Annotated in this window: 16 protein-coding genes and 1 tRNA gene; 15 read left to right on the top strand and 2 right to left on the bottom strand. The window is 47.4% G+C overall.

Features of this window, described 5'->3' with window-relative positions; genetic code table 11:
• Window positions 1-16: 16 nt before the first annotated feature.
• From ACERC7_RS01695 to ACERC7_RS01670, 6 genes are all read left to right on the top strand, one after another.
• Window positions 17-88 (top strand) — tRNA-Arg (locus ACERC7_RS01695).
• 57 nt (window positions 89-145) lie between these two features.
• Window positions 146-1,123: a YeiH family protein gene (locus ACERC7_RS01690; RefSeq protein WP_373658213.1), complete on the top strand. Its 978-nt coding sequence runs from the start codon at window positions 146-148 to the stop codon at window positions 1,121-1,123.
• 146 nt (window positions 1,124-1,269) lie between these two features.
• Window positions 1,270-1,995, top strand: coding sequence for a UMP kinase (pyrH, locus tag ACERC7_RS01685; RefSeq protein ID WP_018369182.1), 726 nt, complete (start codon window positions 1,270-1,272; stop codon window positions 1,993-1,995).
• Window positions 1,996-2,013: 18 nt separating this feature from the next.
• A complete protein-coding gene (gene frr, locus ACERC7_RS01680; protein ID WP_018369181.1) occupies window positions 2,014-2,565 on the top strand; it encodes a ribosome recycling factor in 552 nt (183 codons plus the stop codon).
• A 180-nt stretch (window positions 2,566-2,745) separates the two neighbouring features.
• A complete protein-coding gene (locus tag ACERC7_RS01675; RefSeq protein WP_373658214.1) occupies window positions 2,746-3,129 on the top strand; it encodes a hypothetical protein in 384 nt (127 codons plus the stop codon).
• Window positions 3,130-3,239: 110 nt separating this feature from the next.
• Window positions 3,240-4,097: a S1 RNA-binding domain-containing protein gene (locus ACERC7_RS01670; RefSeq protein ID WP_373665972.1), complete on the top strand. Its 858-nt coding sequence runs from the start codon at window positions 3,240-3,242 to the stop codon at window positions 4,095-4,097.
• 203 nt (window positions 4,098-4,300) lie between these two features.
• On the opposite strand, the gene ACERC7_RS01665 is transcribed toward ACERC7_RS01670, so the two are convergent.
• Together ACERC7_RS01665 and ACERC7_RS01660 are read right to left on the bottom strand one after the other, a co-directional pair.
• The gene (locus ACERC7_RS01665; protein WP_373665950.1) at window positions 4,301-5,881 is read right to left on the bottom strand and encodes an ATP-binding cassette domain-containing protein; all 1,581 of its coding nucleotides are present in this window, start codon (window positions 5,879-5,881) and stop codon (window positions 4,301-4,303) included.
• A 495-nt stretch (window positions 5,882-6,376) separates the two neighbouring features.
• On the bottom strand, window positions 6,377-6,787 hold the full coding sequence (locus ACERC7_RS01660; RefSeq protein ID WP_373658216.1) for a 3-hydroxyacyl-CoA dehydrogenase NAD-binding domain-containing protein: 411 nt from the start codon (window positions 6,785-6,787) through the stop codon (window positions 6,377-6,379).
• A gap of 134 nt (window positions 6,788-6,921) precedes the next feature.
• Here ACERC7_RS01660 and ACERC7_RS01655 point away from each other — a divergent pair, with 134 nt between their 5' ends.
• From ACERC7_RS01655 to ACERC7_RS01615, 9 genes are all read left to right on the top strand, one after another.
• Window positions 6,922-8,373 carry an alpha-amylase gene (locus tag ACERC7_RS01655; RefSeq protein WP_373665949.1) on the top strand — a complete coding sequence of 484 codons (1,452 nt, stop codon included), beginning with the start codon at window positions 6,922-6,924 and terminating at the stop codon, window positions 8,371-8,373.
• Window position 8,374: 1 nt separating this feature from the next.
• Window positions 8,375-8,884 carry a peptide-methionine (S)-S-oxide reductase MsrA gene (gene msrA, locus ACERC7_RS01650; protein ID WP_373658218.1) on the top strand — a complete coding sequence of 170 codons (510 nt, stop codon included), beginning with the start codon at window positions 8,375-8,377 and terminating at the stop codon, window positions 8,882-8,884.
• Window positions 8,881-9,096 (top strand): YozE family protein, encoded by a 216-nt coding sequence (locus ACERC7_RS01645; RefSeq protein WP_018369174.1) that lies wholly within the window; start codon window positions 8,881-8,883, stop codon window positions 9,094-9,096. Before msrA ends, ACERC7_RS01645 begins: the two co-directional genes overlap by 4 nt.
• Before the next feature lie 99 nt (window positions 9,097-9,195).
• Window positions 9,196-10,566 (top strand): SLC13 family permease, encoded by a 1,371-nt coding sequence (locus tag ACERC7_RS01640; RefSeq protein WP_373665948.1) that lies wholly within the window; start codon window positions 9,196-9,198, stop codon window positions 10,564-10,566.
• Window positions 10,566-11,513: a dihydropteroate synthase gene (folP, locus tag ACERC7_RS01635; protein WP_373665947.1), complete on the top strand. Its 948-nt coding sequence runs from the start codon at window positions 10,566-10,568 to the stop codon at window positions 11,511-11,513. The genes ACERC7_RS01640 and folP overlap by 1 nt, the downstream gene beginning before the upstream one ends.
• A gap of 84 nt (window positions 11,514-11,597) precedes the next feature.
• Window positions 11,598-12,152, top strand: coding sequence for a GTP cyclohydrolase I FolE (gene folE / locus ACERC7_RS01630; protein WP_373658221.1), 555 nt, complete (start codon window positions 11,598-11,600; stop codon window positions 12,150-12,152).
• A 1-nt stretch (window position 12,153) separates the two neighbouring features.
• Complete coding sequence (folK, locus tag ACERC7_RS01625) at window positions 12,154-12,969, top strand: 2-amino-4-hydroxy-6-hydroxymethyldihydropteridine diphosphokinase (protein WP_373665946.1); 816 nt, start codon at window positions 12,154-12,156, stop codon at window positions 12,967-12,969.
• Window positions 12,970-13,271: 302 nt separating this feature from the next.
• Window positions 13,272-14,459 (top strand): methionine adenosyltransferase, encoded by a 1,188-nt coding sequence (gene metK / locus ACERC7_RS01620; protein WP_373660063.1) that lies wholly within the window; start codon window positions 13,272-13,274, stop codon window positions 14,457-14,459.
• A 72-nt stretch (window positions 14,460-14,531) separates the two neighbouring features.
• Complete coding sequence (locus tag ACERC7_RS01615; RefSeq protein WP_373658224.1) at window positions 14,532-14,924, top strand: DUF1934 domain-containing protein; 393 nt, start codon at window positions 14,532-14,534, stop codon at window positions 14,922-14,924.
• The last annotated feature ends 145 nt before the right edge of the window (window positions 14,925-15,069 follow it).

The raw sequence follows: 15,069 nt of genomic DNA, 5'->3' as shown, positions 1-15,069 counted from the left end.
ACAATAACAAGGCAAGGTTCCCTTAGTTAAATGGATATAACACCTTCCTCCTAAGAAGTAGTTATCGGTTCGATTCCGGTAGGGAATATCATCTAGTGCCCCTTGCCTTCTGGCGAGGGGTTTTGTGTGCAAGAAGGGAGAAAACATGCGTCAACACCTCTCGGGACTAATGGTATCAGGGCTCGCCGGCATCTTTGCTATTTGGCTGAGTTCATTTCTACCTCTGGTAGATAGTAGCATCCTCTCTCTGGCACTGGGGCTTAGCTTGTCAGGTCTACTGAGACAGGAGAAACACTTGAGCTCTGGGCTAGGGTTAGCCAGTAAACTTGGTCTCCAGTACAGTATTATTTTGCTAGGATTCCGACTGTCCTTTGCAGATATAAAGTCCCTAGGTCTGTGGTCGTTTCAATTAAGTATCCCCCTTCTCTTTCTCGCCTTTGCTGTTGCGCTGGTTTTGGGAAGACAATTAAAGCTTAGTCACAATCTGACCTTGTTGATTGCTTTTGGGACGGCAATCTGCGGAGGATCAGCTATTGCGTCAGCAGCACCTATCCTTGACGCTGAAGAGGACGACATCGTCCTCGCTCTATCGACAGTGTTTTTGTTTAATTTGCTGGGGCTATTGATTTTTCCTGCTCTTGGGCAAGCCCTCGACCTCAGTCAGCAAACCTTCGGTATTTGGGCAGGCACAGCTATCAATGATACTTCCTCTGTTGTTGCCGCAGGTTATAGCTATGGTCAGGTGGCAGGCGATGTGGCAGTGGTGGTCAAATTAGCGCGAACACTATTGATTTTACCAGCCTGTGTCTTTTTTGCTTTTCGACGTTTTGAAAAAGGACAGAGCGGCAGAACACGCCAACTGAGACAGGTTTTTCCGACCTTTGTTTTCCTGTTTTTACTCGCTTCTTTACTGACAAGCTTGGGGCTGATACCGGATGCCTTGAGAGACCTTAGTCAACCCCTATCGAAATGGTTGATGGCTATGGCCCTCTTTGCTGTCGGCAGTAAGCTGTCCATTGCACAGATTAAACGTGCAGGTCTAAAACCGATGTTATTGGGTGCGATGGTCTGGTTTAGTATTGGATTAGCAAGTCTGCTATTGCAGCAAGTGATGACGCCATGACAAGCTTGAACATGGCTACCTTGGCAATAGCGCGAAAAAACTTATCCAAAGCCAGGTTGTGAAAAAATAACTTTCCTACTACCGTATTGAGGGATAATATGGTAAAATGGAAAGGATAAGAAGCAAATAGAAAAGAGGACCTAAAAATGGTGCAACCCAAGTACAATCGTGTCTTGATTAAGCTATCAGGCGAAGCTCTGGCTGGTGAGCGTGGTGTTGGTATTGATTTACCTACCGTTCAGAGCGTGGCGAGAGAAATCCAAGAAGTAGCAGAATCAGGCATTCAGATTGCTTTGGTTATCGGTGGCGGTAACCTCTGGCGGGGTGAGCCAGCGGCAGCAGCTGGTATGGATCGGGTATCAGCGGATTACACTGGCATGCTTGGGACAGTGATGAATGCGCTGGTGATGGCGGACAGCCTCAAGCAGTGCGGTGTAGATACTCGAGTACAGACAGCGATTAACATGCAACAACTGGCTGAACCCTATATTCGAGGGCGTGCCCTTCGTCATCTGGAAAAAGGACGAATTGTTATCTTTGCTGCAGGGACAGGGTCTCCGTACTTTTCAACTGATACGACAGCTGCTCTACGGGCTGCTGAAATTGAAGCGGATGCCATTCTCATGGCGAAAAATGGGGTAGACGGTGTCTACAACGATGACCCTCGTAAAAACGCTGATGCCATCAAGTTTGACGAGCTAACCCATATCGAAGTCCTCAAGCAAGGCTTGAAAATCATGGATTCGACCGCTAGCTCCCTGTCTATGGACAATGACATTGACTTGGTGGTCTTTAACCTCAATGAACCGGGCAACATCAAACGTGTTGTTCTGGGGGAAAATATCGGAACAACTGTTTCCAACCGTTGCTAATCAAAAAAGGAGAATACAATGACAATTATTGCCAAAGCTAAAGAACGTTTTGAACACTCTCACCAGTCCCTCTCTCGTGAGCTTGCTGGTATCCGTGCCGGTCGTGCCAATGCTAGTCTCTTGGACCGCATCTCAGTAGAATATTACGGGGCACCGACACCGCTCAATCAGCTAGCTTCTATCACTGTGCCTGAGGCGCGTGTGCTCTTGATTACTCCCTTTGACAAGTCTGTCTTGAAAGATGTTGAGCGTGCCATCAACGAGTCAGACCTCGGCATCAACCCAGCCAATGATGGCTCAGTTATTCGTTTGGTCATTCCAGCCTTGACAGAGGAAACTCGTCGTGACTTGGCCAAGGAAGTGAAAAAAGTTGGTGAAAACAGTAAGGTTGCTATCCGCAACATCCGCCGTGATGCCATGGATGAGGCTAAAAAACAAGAAAAAGCTAAAGAAATCACTGAAGATGAGCTTAAAAAATTAGAGAAGGATATCCAAGCAGCGACAGACGACGCTGTTAAACACATCGACAAGATGATTGCCGACAAGGAAAAAGAATTGTTGGACATCTAAGCCGTTAGTTAAGAAGAGAGAAAAAGATTTGGCAGGGTGGCAGGTTGGTCGCTCTGCTATTTTTGATAAAGATGACGACAGATTAACGAGTGCTGCGACGACTAGCTGATGTTAGTAGCGCTAGCCCTTGAAGCTCTTGTTGGATCTGCAAAATGATGACAGACATGGAGATTGAGCACGATGAGGTATTATTTGGCTAGGGTATTAACCGAAATGGTATTTGACCCTCCTCGGTCGGATTATTCGTCTTTTTCGGAGTTGATCATCATCGGTCGTGCTAAAATGAATCTGGATTATTCAAGGGTTTTATATGATGACAGACGAGATATTCTTGACCAGCTCTTAGCAGAGTACGAAAACAGCTTAGCTCTCAGCTACCAGACAGCAGACAACCACCGTTTGACCAGATGCTTGCGTGAGATTGTTAAGCTGGAGGAGATTTTAGACCATATCAGTCTTGGTCAAGAGCTGATTGAGGTTGATGAGCGCCTCTATACCTTTGACCATGCCTTATCGTTTGAGGCTTTTAAGACCATGTATGAGTTTGGGCAGTTTGGTGGCTAGCTTAGCACTCAGAGCGCTATAACCTTGTCTAAAAGAGGCTGATAGAAATCTTTTGATGACCAGAGGTGCTTAGCCATGACAAAGGAATGTGACACAAAGAAAGGAACATGATGACGATACAGTTAGCAAAAACCATAACAGCCATGGTGACCGATGAGAACAAGGACTACTATTTTGTTCAAAAAGACGGGGTCACCTATGCGCTAGCAAAGGCGGAAGGGTCCCATCAACTCGGTGAGATGATCACTGGCTTTGCTTATCAGGATATGACACAGAAAAATCGCCTGACGACCCTAGAGCAGACAGCAACCCAGACCAGTTATGGCTGGGGGCAGGTGACTGATTTTCGTAAGGATTTGGGTGTCTTTGTCGATACAGGCTTACCAGATAAGCAAGTTGTGGTGTCTCTTGATGTCCTACCTGAGCTCAAAGAACTCTGGCCTAAAAAAGGCGACAAGCTTTATGTGACATTGACTGTTGATAAGAAAGACCGACTCTGGGCCTTGCCTGCTGAGCAAGAAGTTTTCCAACGCTTAGCTGGTAAGGCCTACGACAACATGCAGAATCAGCAGTTGCGTGCCATTGTTTACCGTCTGAAACTGTCAGGCACCTTTGTCTACCTGCCTGATAATAACATGTTGGGCTTTATCCATCCTAGTGAGCGTTTTACAGAACCGCGTCTGGGAGAGGAATTGTCGGTGCGTGTCATTGGTTTCCGAGAAGTTGACCGCACGCTCAATCTCTCGCTCAAACCACGATCGTTTGAGATGTTGGAAAATGATGCTCAGATGATCTTGACTTACTTGCAGGGACAGGGCGGGTTCATGACCCTGAATGATAAATCCAGTCCAGATGAGATCAAGGCTACCTTTGGTATTTCTAAAGGGCAATTCAAAAAGGCTCTCGGTGGTCTGATGAAGGCTGGCAAGATTAAACAGGATGCCTTTGGAACAGAAGTGATCGGTTAAGTCAGAGCACACTCCTTGGTTGCTGTAAAATCCAAGACAGGAACATGATATAGTGCTTCTGTTTTAAAAACAGTTGAAAGCAGAAAATCTTGTTCCTCTATCAAATGATAGTCTGACATTAACGATTAGTCTTTTAAGAGTGGAATGATGATAAAAACCGACCTGAACGGACTTAAGGGCTCCAGTTCAGGTCGGTTTTTTGTCTAGGTCATCTCAAGGTCAATCCATTTTTCTGAGCTATTGAGGCTCTCCTGATGGCTGACGAGGAGAATGGTTTTGTCTTGCTGTTTATCAAGATAGGCGTTGATGGTCTGTCGACTGATTGGGTCAAGGGCTGAGGTGATTTCGTCCAGTAACCAAATCGGTTTATCCTCTAGGGCACCTCGTAAAAAGCTCAGCCGTTGTGCCTGTCCGCCTGATAAGCTCTCCTGACTAATCTGACTATCCAGCCCATCTGGTAGCTGCGCTAGCCATTGCCCCAAACCGATAGCGACTAAGCCATCGAGCAGGGGCTCATCAGGGATAGTCCGCCCCAGTGTGAGGTTGTAGCGGAGGGTGTCGGTGAAGATAAAGCTGTCCTGAGGGACATAGGTGGTCAGTTGGGTCAGCGCCCTTGTCCTAGCAGGTAGGCTATCCATCGTTAGCTGTCCTGTCGTCGGGGTCAAGCGACCAGAGAGGAGCATGAGCAGTGTGGACTTGCCTGAACCAGACGGTCCCATCAGGCGGTAGTGCTTGCCCTTAGTTAACGTGATATTAGGAAAGTCAAGGATCAGCTGCTCGTTGACCATCAGTTGTATATCATGGGTTGTGAGCGCTGTGCCCATGGTTGTTATCCAGTCTGCTCCAGATTTGGTCGCTTCAGGAATGTTCTGGAACTTCGTAAAAATCGGCGCAATCGATCGCACTTCTGCCCAGTTGGCAAAGAAGCCAGTCAAGCCAGCAAAGGTGATGGAGGCAAAGTAGGGGCTGCTGGACACTGCACCGATGGGCACCTGATTAAGGGCAAAGAGGAGACCAGCCTGAGCCAAAATGGTCAACTGACTGAGAAAACTCAGCCCATTTTGTGTCGCCATCATCTTGCCCAGCGTCTGCTGATAGCTCACTCGGCTAGCGGCGTAGGCAGCTTCTGGCGCGCCCACACGCCGCACCAATTCACTTAAACGCCCAGCTCCAAAGAGTGTACCATAACCCTTCAGGGTGTGGTTGATGCTGGTAAGCAGTTGGTCATTTTTTTCGGAAAATAGCAGAGCTTTGTCTGCCAGTTTCTGCTCAAAGCGTTTAGGCAGGAGGCTCATCAAGCCAGTGAGAAGCAAAACTGAGAGGGCAAAACTTGGGTGGTAAGAGATTAAGGTTATTGCAGAAAAGATAAGGTTCAGCAACTGCGTCAGCATGAGCTCTAAGGTTTCAAAACCCAGCTCGTTGATTGTCAGAATGTCATTGGTCAACCAAGAGGTGTAGGTATCCGCAGACTCACGCTGGAACTGCTCATAGTTGGTCTGACTCAGTCGTGTGAGAATATCCGTCCGCATCTCGTGGTTCATGGCTTGTAGGGCACGCTCACGAGCAGGGACAATCTGTTTAATCTGAAGCATCCAGAGTAAGTAGACCAAGAGGTTCAGACCTGTAGACATGAGAAAAGCTCGAACATCTTGGGCGACGAGATTGGTCAGAGCTTGGGCAGACAAGAGCCCGTTTGCCAAGACACAAAGCGAGTTAAGGACAAGCCAAAAGAGCAGTTTGGCATTCTCCCGTTTGCAACGAAGAAGATAAGTTGTGATCGACATGTTTTTCCTTTCACAGGGCTAAGGAGGGAAATCCCTCAGGCAAAGGAAAACAAGCAGAGAGCAGACAAAAAGGCAGGCAAGCGCCAGCCTCCAATCGCTATCGTCCATCGGTCGATGACTTGTTCATCAGATGTTTCATGAAAAAGCTGATGTTAACAAGGCACTAGACCGTACGTGTTTTCCTGACGACAATGAGTTGGGGTTGGTGTCATCATATTTAGCATAGTTTAGTCCTCGCTTTCGTTTAAGATAGGTTTAGTATAACATAGCTGGTTTTAAAATACAAGGGGAATGATTTAAGTTGTGACAATAGAGGGTCAAAAAATATAAAACCACACTGATACGCTGTCTTGAATATTTTTTCAAGACGTGGGTACAGTGTGGTTTTGAGGTTAGTTTTTGTTTGAGTTATGTGTTGAACAGAATTGGCATTACTTCAAAAAATCTGCAGCAAGGTAAGGAATCCCCTCATGGTAGTAATAGAAGCCTTGATTGCTAGACTGTCCAATGTGGGCATTTGCGATTTTTTCCTCGAGTAATTGAAGTCGAGGTATTGGTCACAAAAATAGCTTGTTTGGGTGCAAGATCTGCAACAGATGACCAGAAGGCTTTTTTGATATCCAGGCGTTCAGCGACTGCTTCAATGACCAAGTCAACAGTCGTAAAAGCTTCTGTAATATCTGTAGTATAGGTGATAGACTGCTCTGCTTTTTCCAAAACTGCCAAGGGGGTCCCTAAATCTTGATGGTGCATGTTAGCCCAAGTGTGGATTTTTCCCTTGGCTGTTTCTAAAGCCTCTTGACTGATGTCGTATAAGGTAACCTCAAAACCATAGACAGCCGCTTGGTAAGCAATTTGACTACCTAGAACACCGCCACCAGCAACGGTTACACGCTTGATAGACATAAAGTATACTCCTTATAGAAATTATTTTCATGCTTACTATTTATTTTACGATAAAACGCTTTCAAAAGCAATTAAAAAACAGACAAAAATTATTTTTTGTGCTAGACTAATAAGAACATTGAAGGAGGTTTGAGATGAACGGGTTGATGATGCAATATTTTGAGTGGCATACCCCAAACGATGGTGAGCACTGGAATCGTCTGGCAGCTGATGCCGAGCATTTGGCGGAGTTGGGAGTGACAGCGGTTTGGCTACCACCCTGCTATAAGGGTGGTGATCAAAATGACGTTGGCTATGGCGTGTATGACTTGTATGATTTGGGGGAGTTTGACCAAAAAGGAACTGTCCGGACCAAGTACGGCACGAAGGCGGAGCTTTTAGTAGCTATTGATCGGTTGCATGAATGTGGCATTCAGGTCTATGCTGATTGGGTGCTAAACCACCGAGGAGGAGCCGACGAGCTAGAGCGTTTTACAGTTGTTGAAGTTGACCCAAATAGCCGTCAAGAAGTTTTAACAGATCCTTACGATATTGAGGGTTGGACAAAGTTTACCTTCCCTGGACGTGGCGAAACTTATTCATCCTTTAAATGGCACTGGTACCATTTTTCAGGTTTGGATTTCAATAATGAAAACGGCAAGTCAGCGATTTACATGATTCAAGGTGACGGTAAGGGTTGGGCGGACAACGAGATGGTTGACGGTGAAAAGGGCAACTACGACTATCTGATGAATGCGGATATTGATTACAGCCACCCTGAGGTCATGACTGAAACTAAAAAATGGTTGTCGTGGTTCATCACCCAAACCGGTGTCGATGGGGCAAGGTTAGATGCGGCCAAGCATATTGATGCGACTGTCTTAGAGGAGTTAATAGATTATGTTCGGCAGGAACATGGTGATGATTTCTTTTTTGTGGCGGAGTATTGGCATCATGACTACGGGCAACTAGACGAATTTTTTGGATTGACCTTTGGAAAAGTGGATAGTTTTGATGTACCCTTGCACCAACACCTTAGACAAGCCAGCCTAGAAGGTAGAAATTACGATTTACGTCAGATATTTGACGGCACAGTTGTCGCCCAGAACCCGACAAGGGCGGTCACTTTTGTGGATAATCATGATTCGCAACCTGGGGAGGCCTTAGAATCATTCGTTGACGCCTGGTTTAAGCCGCATGCTTATGCCTTGATTTTACTGAGGGAAGCAGGTTTTCCTTGCTTATTTTACGGTGATTACTATGGCATAGACGGGCAAGAAGGGCACAAAGAAGTATTGGATAAATTGCTCCATCTTCGTAAAGAACATGCCTACGGTGCTCAAGATGATTATGCTGATGACCCGACTTGCTTGGCTTGGGTTAGACGAGGAAGAGCAGAACATCCAGGTGCTTGCGCAGTTTTGGTGAACACAGCAGACCAAGCACAGAAACGTCTTTTTGTCGGGGAAAATAGAGCAGGTGAAGTATGGTATGATGCCATGGGGCATCACGAAGAAACAGTTACCATCGCCCCTGATGGCTTTGGTGAGTTTACAGTACCAGCGGGTCAGGTATCCGTTTGGATCAATCAAGATAAAGGAGAATAGTATGGAACGAGCAATTTTTGCAGGTGGTTGTTTTTGGTGCATGGTTAAGCCTTTTGAGCTGACGGACGGTGTTCTCTCTGTCCTGTCGGGTTATACGGGTGGTCATGTTGAAAACCCGACCTATGAGCAGGTCTGCAGCAAAACGACAGGGCACACCGAGGCGGTTGAGATTATCTTTGACCCTGAGAAGATTTCTTACAGCGACTTGGTTGAGCTTTACTGGCGCCAGACGGATCCGACCGATGCTTTTGGCCAGTTTCAGGATCGAGGGGATAGCTACCGCCCTGTGATTTTTTATACGACCGATGCCCAGCGGGCAATAGCAGAGCAGTCTAAGCAGGCGTTAGCTGATTCTGGACGCTTTGATCGCCCTATCGTGACTACGATTGAGCCAGCCCAGACCTTCTACCCAGCGGAGGGCTATCACCAGGCCTTTTACAAGACAAATCCTGTTCGTTACAAGATGAGCAGTGGGGTGCGTGAGGCCTTTATTGCGAGGAATTGGCAGTGAGAACATCCTTCTACCATTGGTTGATGACGCAACGCCATCCGAAATCAACTGCCCCAGTAGCGATACTGGCTGATTTGGCTTTCTCAGAGAGTGATTTTCCTAAGCACACTGATGATTTTGACACCATCAGTCGTTTCTTGGAACAGGAAGCTAGTTTTAGCTTTTCACTCAGTGATTTTGACCAAATTTGGGAAGACTACCTCGCCCACTAGGATAGGGTCGACCAGTTAATTTTGATGTCGTTTCTATGTTGACAACTGAGTTGTTTTAATGATACAATAGTCCAATTTTTTTAAGAAAGGGCATTTTTTATGAAACACTTAAAAAGACGTGAGCTAACGATTATCATTAGCCTAGCTCTGCTATTTGCCATTTGGAACCCCTTGGGCTTTTCGTTCAATCAGACCGTGTTAGTGTCAAGTCTTATCATCACGGTTGCCTCATGGGCGACCGATGCGGTGCACAAGAGCCTAGCTTGTCTCTTTTTACTAGCGAGCTTTATCATTTTTGGACAGATGCCTCCTATCGAGATATTTGGCTTTCTCTGGGGAGATATGAACCTGCTGATCATGAGCACGACCTTGCTCAGTATGGGCATGATGAAGACAGGTCTGATTCAGGCCTATGTGGAAAAGTGGCTGGCGACATCAGCTAACAATACTAATCTCTTGCTGTTAGTGCCCTACGCTTTGGGTTTGGTCTTGATTATCCTGATTCCTCAGGCCTTTGTGCGTGTGATTATCTTAGGGACTATTTTGGACGGTCTCTTGCAGGCCAGAACAACAGAGGAAATGGCTGCCAAGCGAGTGTTGATGATGAACGGTTTTATCGGTGTATCGATTGCCTACATGCTGGTGCGGCAGGGTGATATCTTGCTCAATTTGTCAGCTATCAGTTTCGGTGGCCAAGACGTTGCAGCGACCTTGACCAGCTGGAACTGGTTCAAACTCATGAGCTTGCCAGTTGTGGTTACCGCTGCTGTGACCATCTTAGTGACCAAAACTCTCTTCAAAAAAGAGTTATCAGCTTTTAGCTCTGCCATGCTCCTAAAACCAGATAAGTCTCATCAGAGTTTATCTGCCAACCAGCAGCGTCTCAGCCTGCTAGTCATCGCAGGGGTTGTGCTTTCTTGGACAATAGTTGGATGGCACCAGCTGCCAGCCTGGTTGCCGGTCGTGGTTGGTGTGGTCATCTTTTTTGCGACAGGCATTTTGACCAAGGATGATTTGTCTGCCATCAACCCGCACTTTATCCTTTTTTTAACGACTATTTTCTCGATTGGCAAGGTGCTGGGACAGGCTGGCATTACCGGGCTGGTCTTTGAACAGATGAAGGTTCTGATTCCCAGTGGGCAGTCACCCATCTACCTCTTGGTGATTATCGTGATTATCATGCTGTTTCATGTCTTGATTGGGTCATCGGTCGCTACCATGTCGGTTGTTCTGCCGATTGTCGCGCCTCTGATGGCGGCCGCAGGTTATCAAGCGCACTTAGTGACCTTGATGACTTATACCCTTGTCAACATTCATTTTCTCTTGCCCTTCAATCATGCGATTATCCTCTTGGGGATTGGCAAGGGCTATTACCCTGACCACTACATGCTCCGCTACGGGATTGTCATGACGGTCTTGACACCGCTCTTGCTCCTTGGCATTTACTGGACTTGGTGGAGGTTATTCTGATGAGAGAGATTAAACGCGGGCAGGCTCCTGCCCTTTGTGGCATTATCAATGTGACCCCTGATTCTTTTTCTGATGGGGGAAAATACCTGGCGGTAGACGCAGCGGTCCAGCAGGCCAAAGAGCTGATTGCAGCGGGGGCCACGATGCTTGACATCGGTGGTGAATCGACCAGACCAGGATCAACCTATGTTTCCGTGGCTTATGAGATTGCTCGTGTTGTCCCCGTTATCCTAGCCATTCGAGCCATCAGTGATATCCTCATCTCCATTGACACGTGGAAAGCAGACGTCGCGGCGGCTGCTCTGCAAGCAGGGGCAGATGTGGTCAATGACATCACAGGCTTTCTGGGAGATCCCAAGATGGCTCAGGTGGTCGCCCAGCATGGCAAACAGGCCATTCTGATGTTTAATCCAGTCATCGCTCGTCCCCAAAATCCGAGCAGCCAAATTTTTCCGACCTTTGGGACAGGCTGGGCCTTTACCGCAGAGGAGTTGGAAGAGTTTGCGGAGCTACCGATCCTTGACCTGATGCAGGCTTACTTGTCTCGCTCGATAGCAATAGCAGAGCAGGCAGGGATTTCAGCTGATCGCTTGGTCTTAGATCCAGGAATTGGCTTTGGATTGACGCAACGGGAAAATTTGTTGTTATTACAACACCTATCTGTGCTTCATGATAGGGGTTATCCCATCTTTCTCGGAGTATCTCGTAAACGGTTCATCATGAGCTTGCTAGAGGAGGCTGGGTTAGAGACTGATGTCGCTAGCCCAGCAGGCTTTGCCAATCGTGATCTGGGTTCCTGTTACCTAACTGCTATCGCTGCCAGTCAGGGGATTGAAGTCCTGCGTGTCCATGATGCGGCGGCTCACCGTTTGGGTCTACTGATGGGCTCTGCCATTGCCCAAGCCCAACAACAAACGGATAAGCATTTATCAGCTTACAAGAAATAAGGAACAGCCCCCTGAGGGCTGTTTTTAGCTTGAAAGTGCTTTGAAAAAAGGGTAAAATAAAAAGATAAAAAGAAGGGGGTTGCCATGGATTTAGGCAAGATTGAAGCAGCAGTAGAACAGATTATTGAAGCGATTGGAGAGGACAAGCAACGGGAAGGCTTGCAAGAGACCCCAGCCCGTGTGGCGCGGATGTATACGGAGGTGTTTTCAGGTTTGGGACAGACAGCCGAGGAGCACTTGACTAAGTCTTTTGAAATTGTTGACGATCACATGGTCATCGAGAAGGACATCACCTTCACCTCCATGTGTGAGCACCATTTTCTTCCTTTTTATGGTAAGGCTCATATCGCTTATATTCCTAACGGCCGTGTCGCAGGGCTGTCCAAACTAGCACGGTCGGTTGATGTTTACGCCAAGAAACCGCAGATTCAAGAGCGTCTGACCATGGAAATCGCTGATGCCCTCATGACCTACCTTGATGCCAAAGGAGCTCTGGTCGTTATCGAGGCAGAGCACCTGTGCATGACCATGCGAGGGGTTAAAAAACCAGGAACGCTCACAGTAACCAGTGTTGCTCGGGGGCTTTTTGACACCGATAAGGACTTGAAAAACGAGGCCTACCGCCTCATGGGGGTCTAGGATGGACAGGCTAGAGATTTTAGGATTGGAGATTTTTGCAAACCATGGGGTGTTCCCAGCGGAGAAAGCATTAGGGCAGAAGTTCATCATTGACCTGACACTGACTTATGATATGACTAAGGCAGCAAGGACAGGCGATTTAACGGCTTCAATTCATTACGGTGAGCTCAGCCAGCAGCTGACGGACTGGTTGCAGGAGACCAGCTATGACCTGATTGAGACGGCGGCTTATCGGCTAGTGGAGCAGATTTTTGAGCATTACCCGATTAGTCAGTCAGTCACCCTTACCCTCAAAAAGCCTTGGGCACCTGTGCATTTGCCCTTAGAGACTTGTTCGGTCGCGCTCACGCGTGAAAAGAGCAGAGCCTTTATCGGACTTGGCACAAACTTGGGGGACAAACAGGCTCACCTGACTCAGGCCGTAGAATTGATGAGGCAGACGGGCCTAACCATCGTTAAGCAATCTAGTGTCCTAGAAACTGAGCCTTGGGGCGGTGTGGAGCAGGATAGTTTTCTCAATCAAGTGATTGAAATTGAAACCTGGTTGACACCGGAAGCCTTGCTTGACACCTTATTGGCTATTGAAGCTCAGATGGGCAGGATACGTGAGGTCAAGTGGGGTCCTCGCGTCATTGACTTGGATATTCTATTTGTTGGTGATAAGACCCTCTACACAGACAATTTACTTGTGCCCCATCCCTATGTGGCTGAACGAGAATTTGTTTTGCAGTCGTTAGCGGAAATTGCCCCTCATTATACCCATCCAGTTCTGAACAAGACAATGCGCCAACTCTTGGCAGAATTAGTGCGCCAGTAGGATAACATGGCTGACAGTGATAGCCAAAATTTATCAGTTACTAGGTAGCAAATAGGGTCAATATGTGTTATACTAATAGTCATAATGAGTCCCGAAAAGGTAGTTTGGGGTCAGTCTTTGTACGGTTGGTCGGAGCAATTGCTTGCTCATGACGAGTATTGTTTATGAGGGACTGACCACAAGCTAGTGCTTTGTAACTCGTTTTAGGGGGGATAGGCTGTTTTTTGCTGTGTCCTCCCGTCTTGGTGCTGGTGGTTGACCTAGTCAATACGAGCATACATCATTTTAGGGGGGGACATTTTATGTCAGAACGGAAATTATTCACGTCTGAGTCAGTATCGGAAGGGCATCCTGATAAGATTGCTGACCAGATTTCAGATGCGATTTTGGATGCGGTTTTAGCCCAAGATCCAGATGCCCACGTGGCAGCAGAGACGGCTGTTTACACAGGGACGGTGCATGTTTTTGGGGAAATCTCAACGACAGCCTATGTCAATATTGACAAGGTGGTACGAGATACCATCGCAGAGATTGGCTACACTAAAAATGACTATGGTTTTTCAGCTGAGTCGGTCGGGGTACACCCATCCTTGATTGAGCAGTCTCCAGATATTGCCCAAGGGGTCAATGAAGCTCAAGAGGTGCGGGATGGTGATATGGATAGCCTGAGCCTCATCGGTGCGGGAGACCAAGGGCTGATGTTCGGCTTTGCCATTGATGAAACGCCTGAACTCATGCCGCTGCCTATCTCGCTGTCCCATGCCTTGGTTCGGAAATTAGCCGAACTCCGCAAATCAGGCGCCATCAGCTACCTACGACCAGACGCCAAATCGCAGGTGACGGTGGAGTATGATGAAACCGACCGCCCAGTCCGCGTAGATACGGTGGTTATCTCGACCCAGCATGACCCAGAGGTGACCAATGCGCAAATCCGCAAAGATATGATCGAACAGGTGATTAAGGCGGTGATTCCAGCTCAGTATCTGGATGAAGAGACCAAGTTCTTTATCAATCCGACGGGTCGCTTTGTGATTGGTGGACCGCAGGGAGATTCTGGTCTGACGGGTCGAAAGATTATCGTGGATACCTATGGTGGTTTTGCTCGTCATGGTGGCGGTGCTTTTTCTGGCAAGGATGCGACCAAGGTTGACCGTTCCGCTTCCTATGCTGCCCGTTACATCGCTAAAAATATCGTCGGTGCAGGTTTGGCTAAAAAAGCAGAAGTCCAGCTGGCCTATGCCATCGGAGTTGCCCACCCTGTCTCTGTTCGCATTGATACCTTTGGTACTGGACAGGTAGCGGAGAGCCAACTAGAGGCTGCGGTTCGAGAGGTTTTTGACCTGCGACCAGCTGGCATCATCCAGATGCTGGATCTCAAATGTCCGATTTATCGTCAGACAGCGGCCTATGGCCACATGGGGCGGACAGATATTGACCTCCCGTGGGAGCGCTTGGACAAGGTGGAAGATCTGAAAAAGGCAGTGCAATAAGACAAAGATGAGAAGACTAGCCACGGCTGGTCTTTTTTGGTAAAATAAAGGGAAAGATTAAGGAGAGGCTTTGTGCAGATTACCATTCAAAATAAAATTCAGATAGATGATGATGTCGAGCTGATTCACGAAACGCATACAGGCGATTTAGTCGTCAAAGGTGACTGGCTATACTTGATTTACCATAACAGCGAGGGGGAGAAAGTTATCATCAAGCTCAACACTAATGAGTTGCTGATGACCCGTTATTCCGCTCCCTTGACGCAACTGAGGTTGGTTGCTGGCGGCATCGGTACGGCCAATCTTCCGACACCGATGGGGGTTCAGCGGTTAGTGACCAATAGCAGAGCGTTTAACTTATCGGCAAGTCAGCAAACCGTTCTTGTCAGTTATGACCTCTTGCCCTCACCAGAAGCTCAGCAGCCTTTTGCTAGTTATGAGTTACACATTTCTTGGCAAAAATAAACTGACGAAATTCTTGCTATTTTGCTGATGATTTGGTAAACTAGTAGACATATTCAAGGGAGTAGCAGCAGCTGGCAACAGCTGGGCAGGGTCGTCATTCCGAAAATTATTTTCCGGCGCTGTCTGAAACCGCGAGACTTGTTTT

It is taken from the genome of Streptococcus sp. E17BB, from assembly GCF_041807725.1.
Taxonomy (GTDB): domain Bacteria; phylum Bacillota; class Bacilli; order Lactobacillales; family Streptococcaceae; genus Streptococcus; species Streptococcus entericus.
The sequence above is the reverse complement of the archived record's forward strand: the minus strand, read 5'-3'. Positions and strand labels throughout refer to the sequence as shown.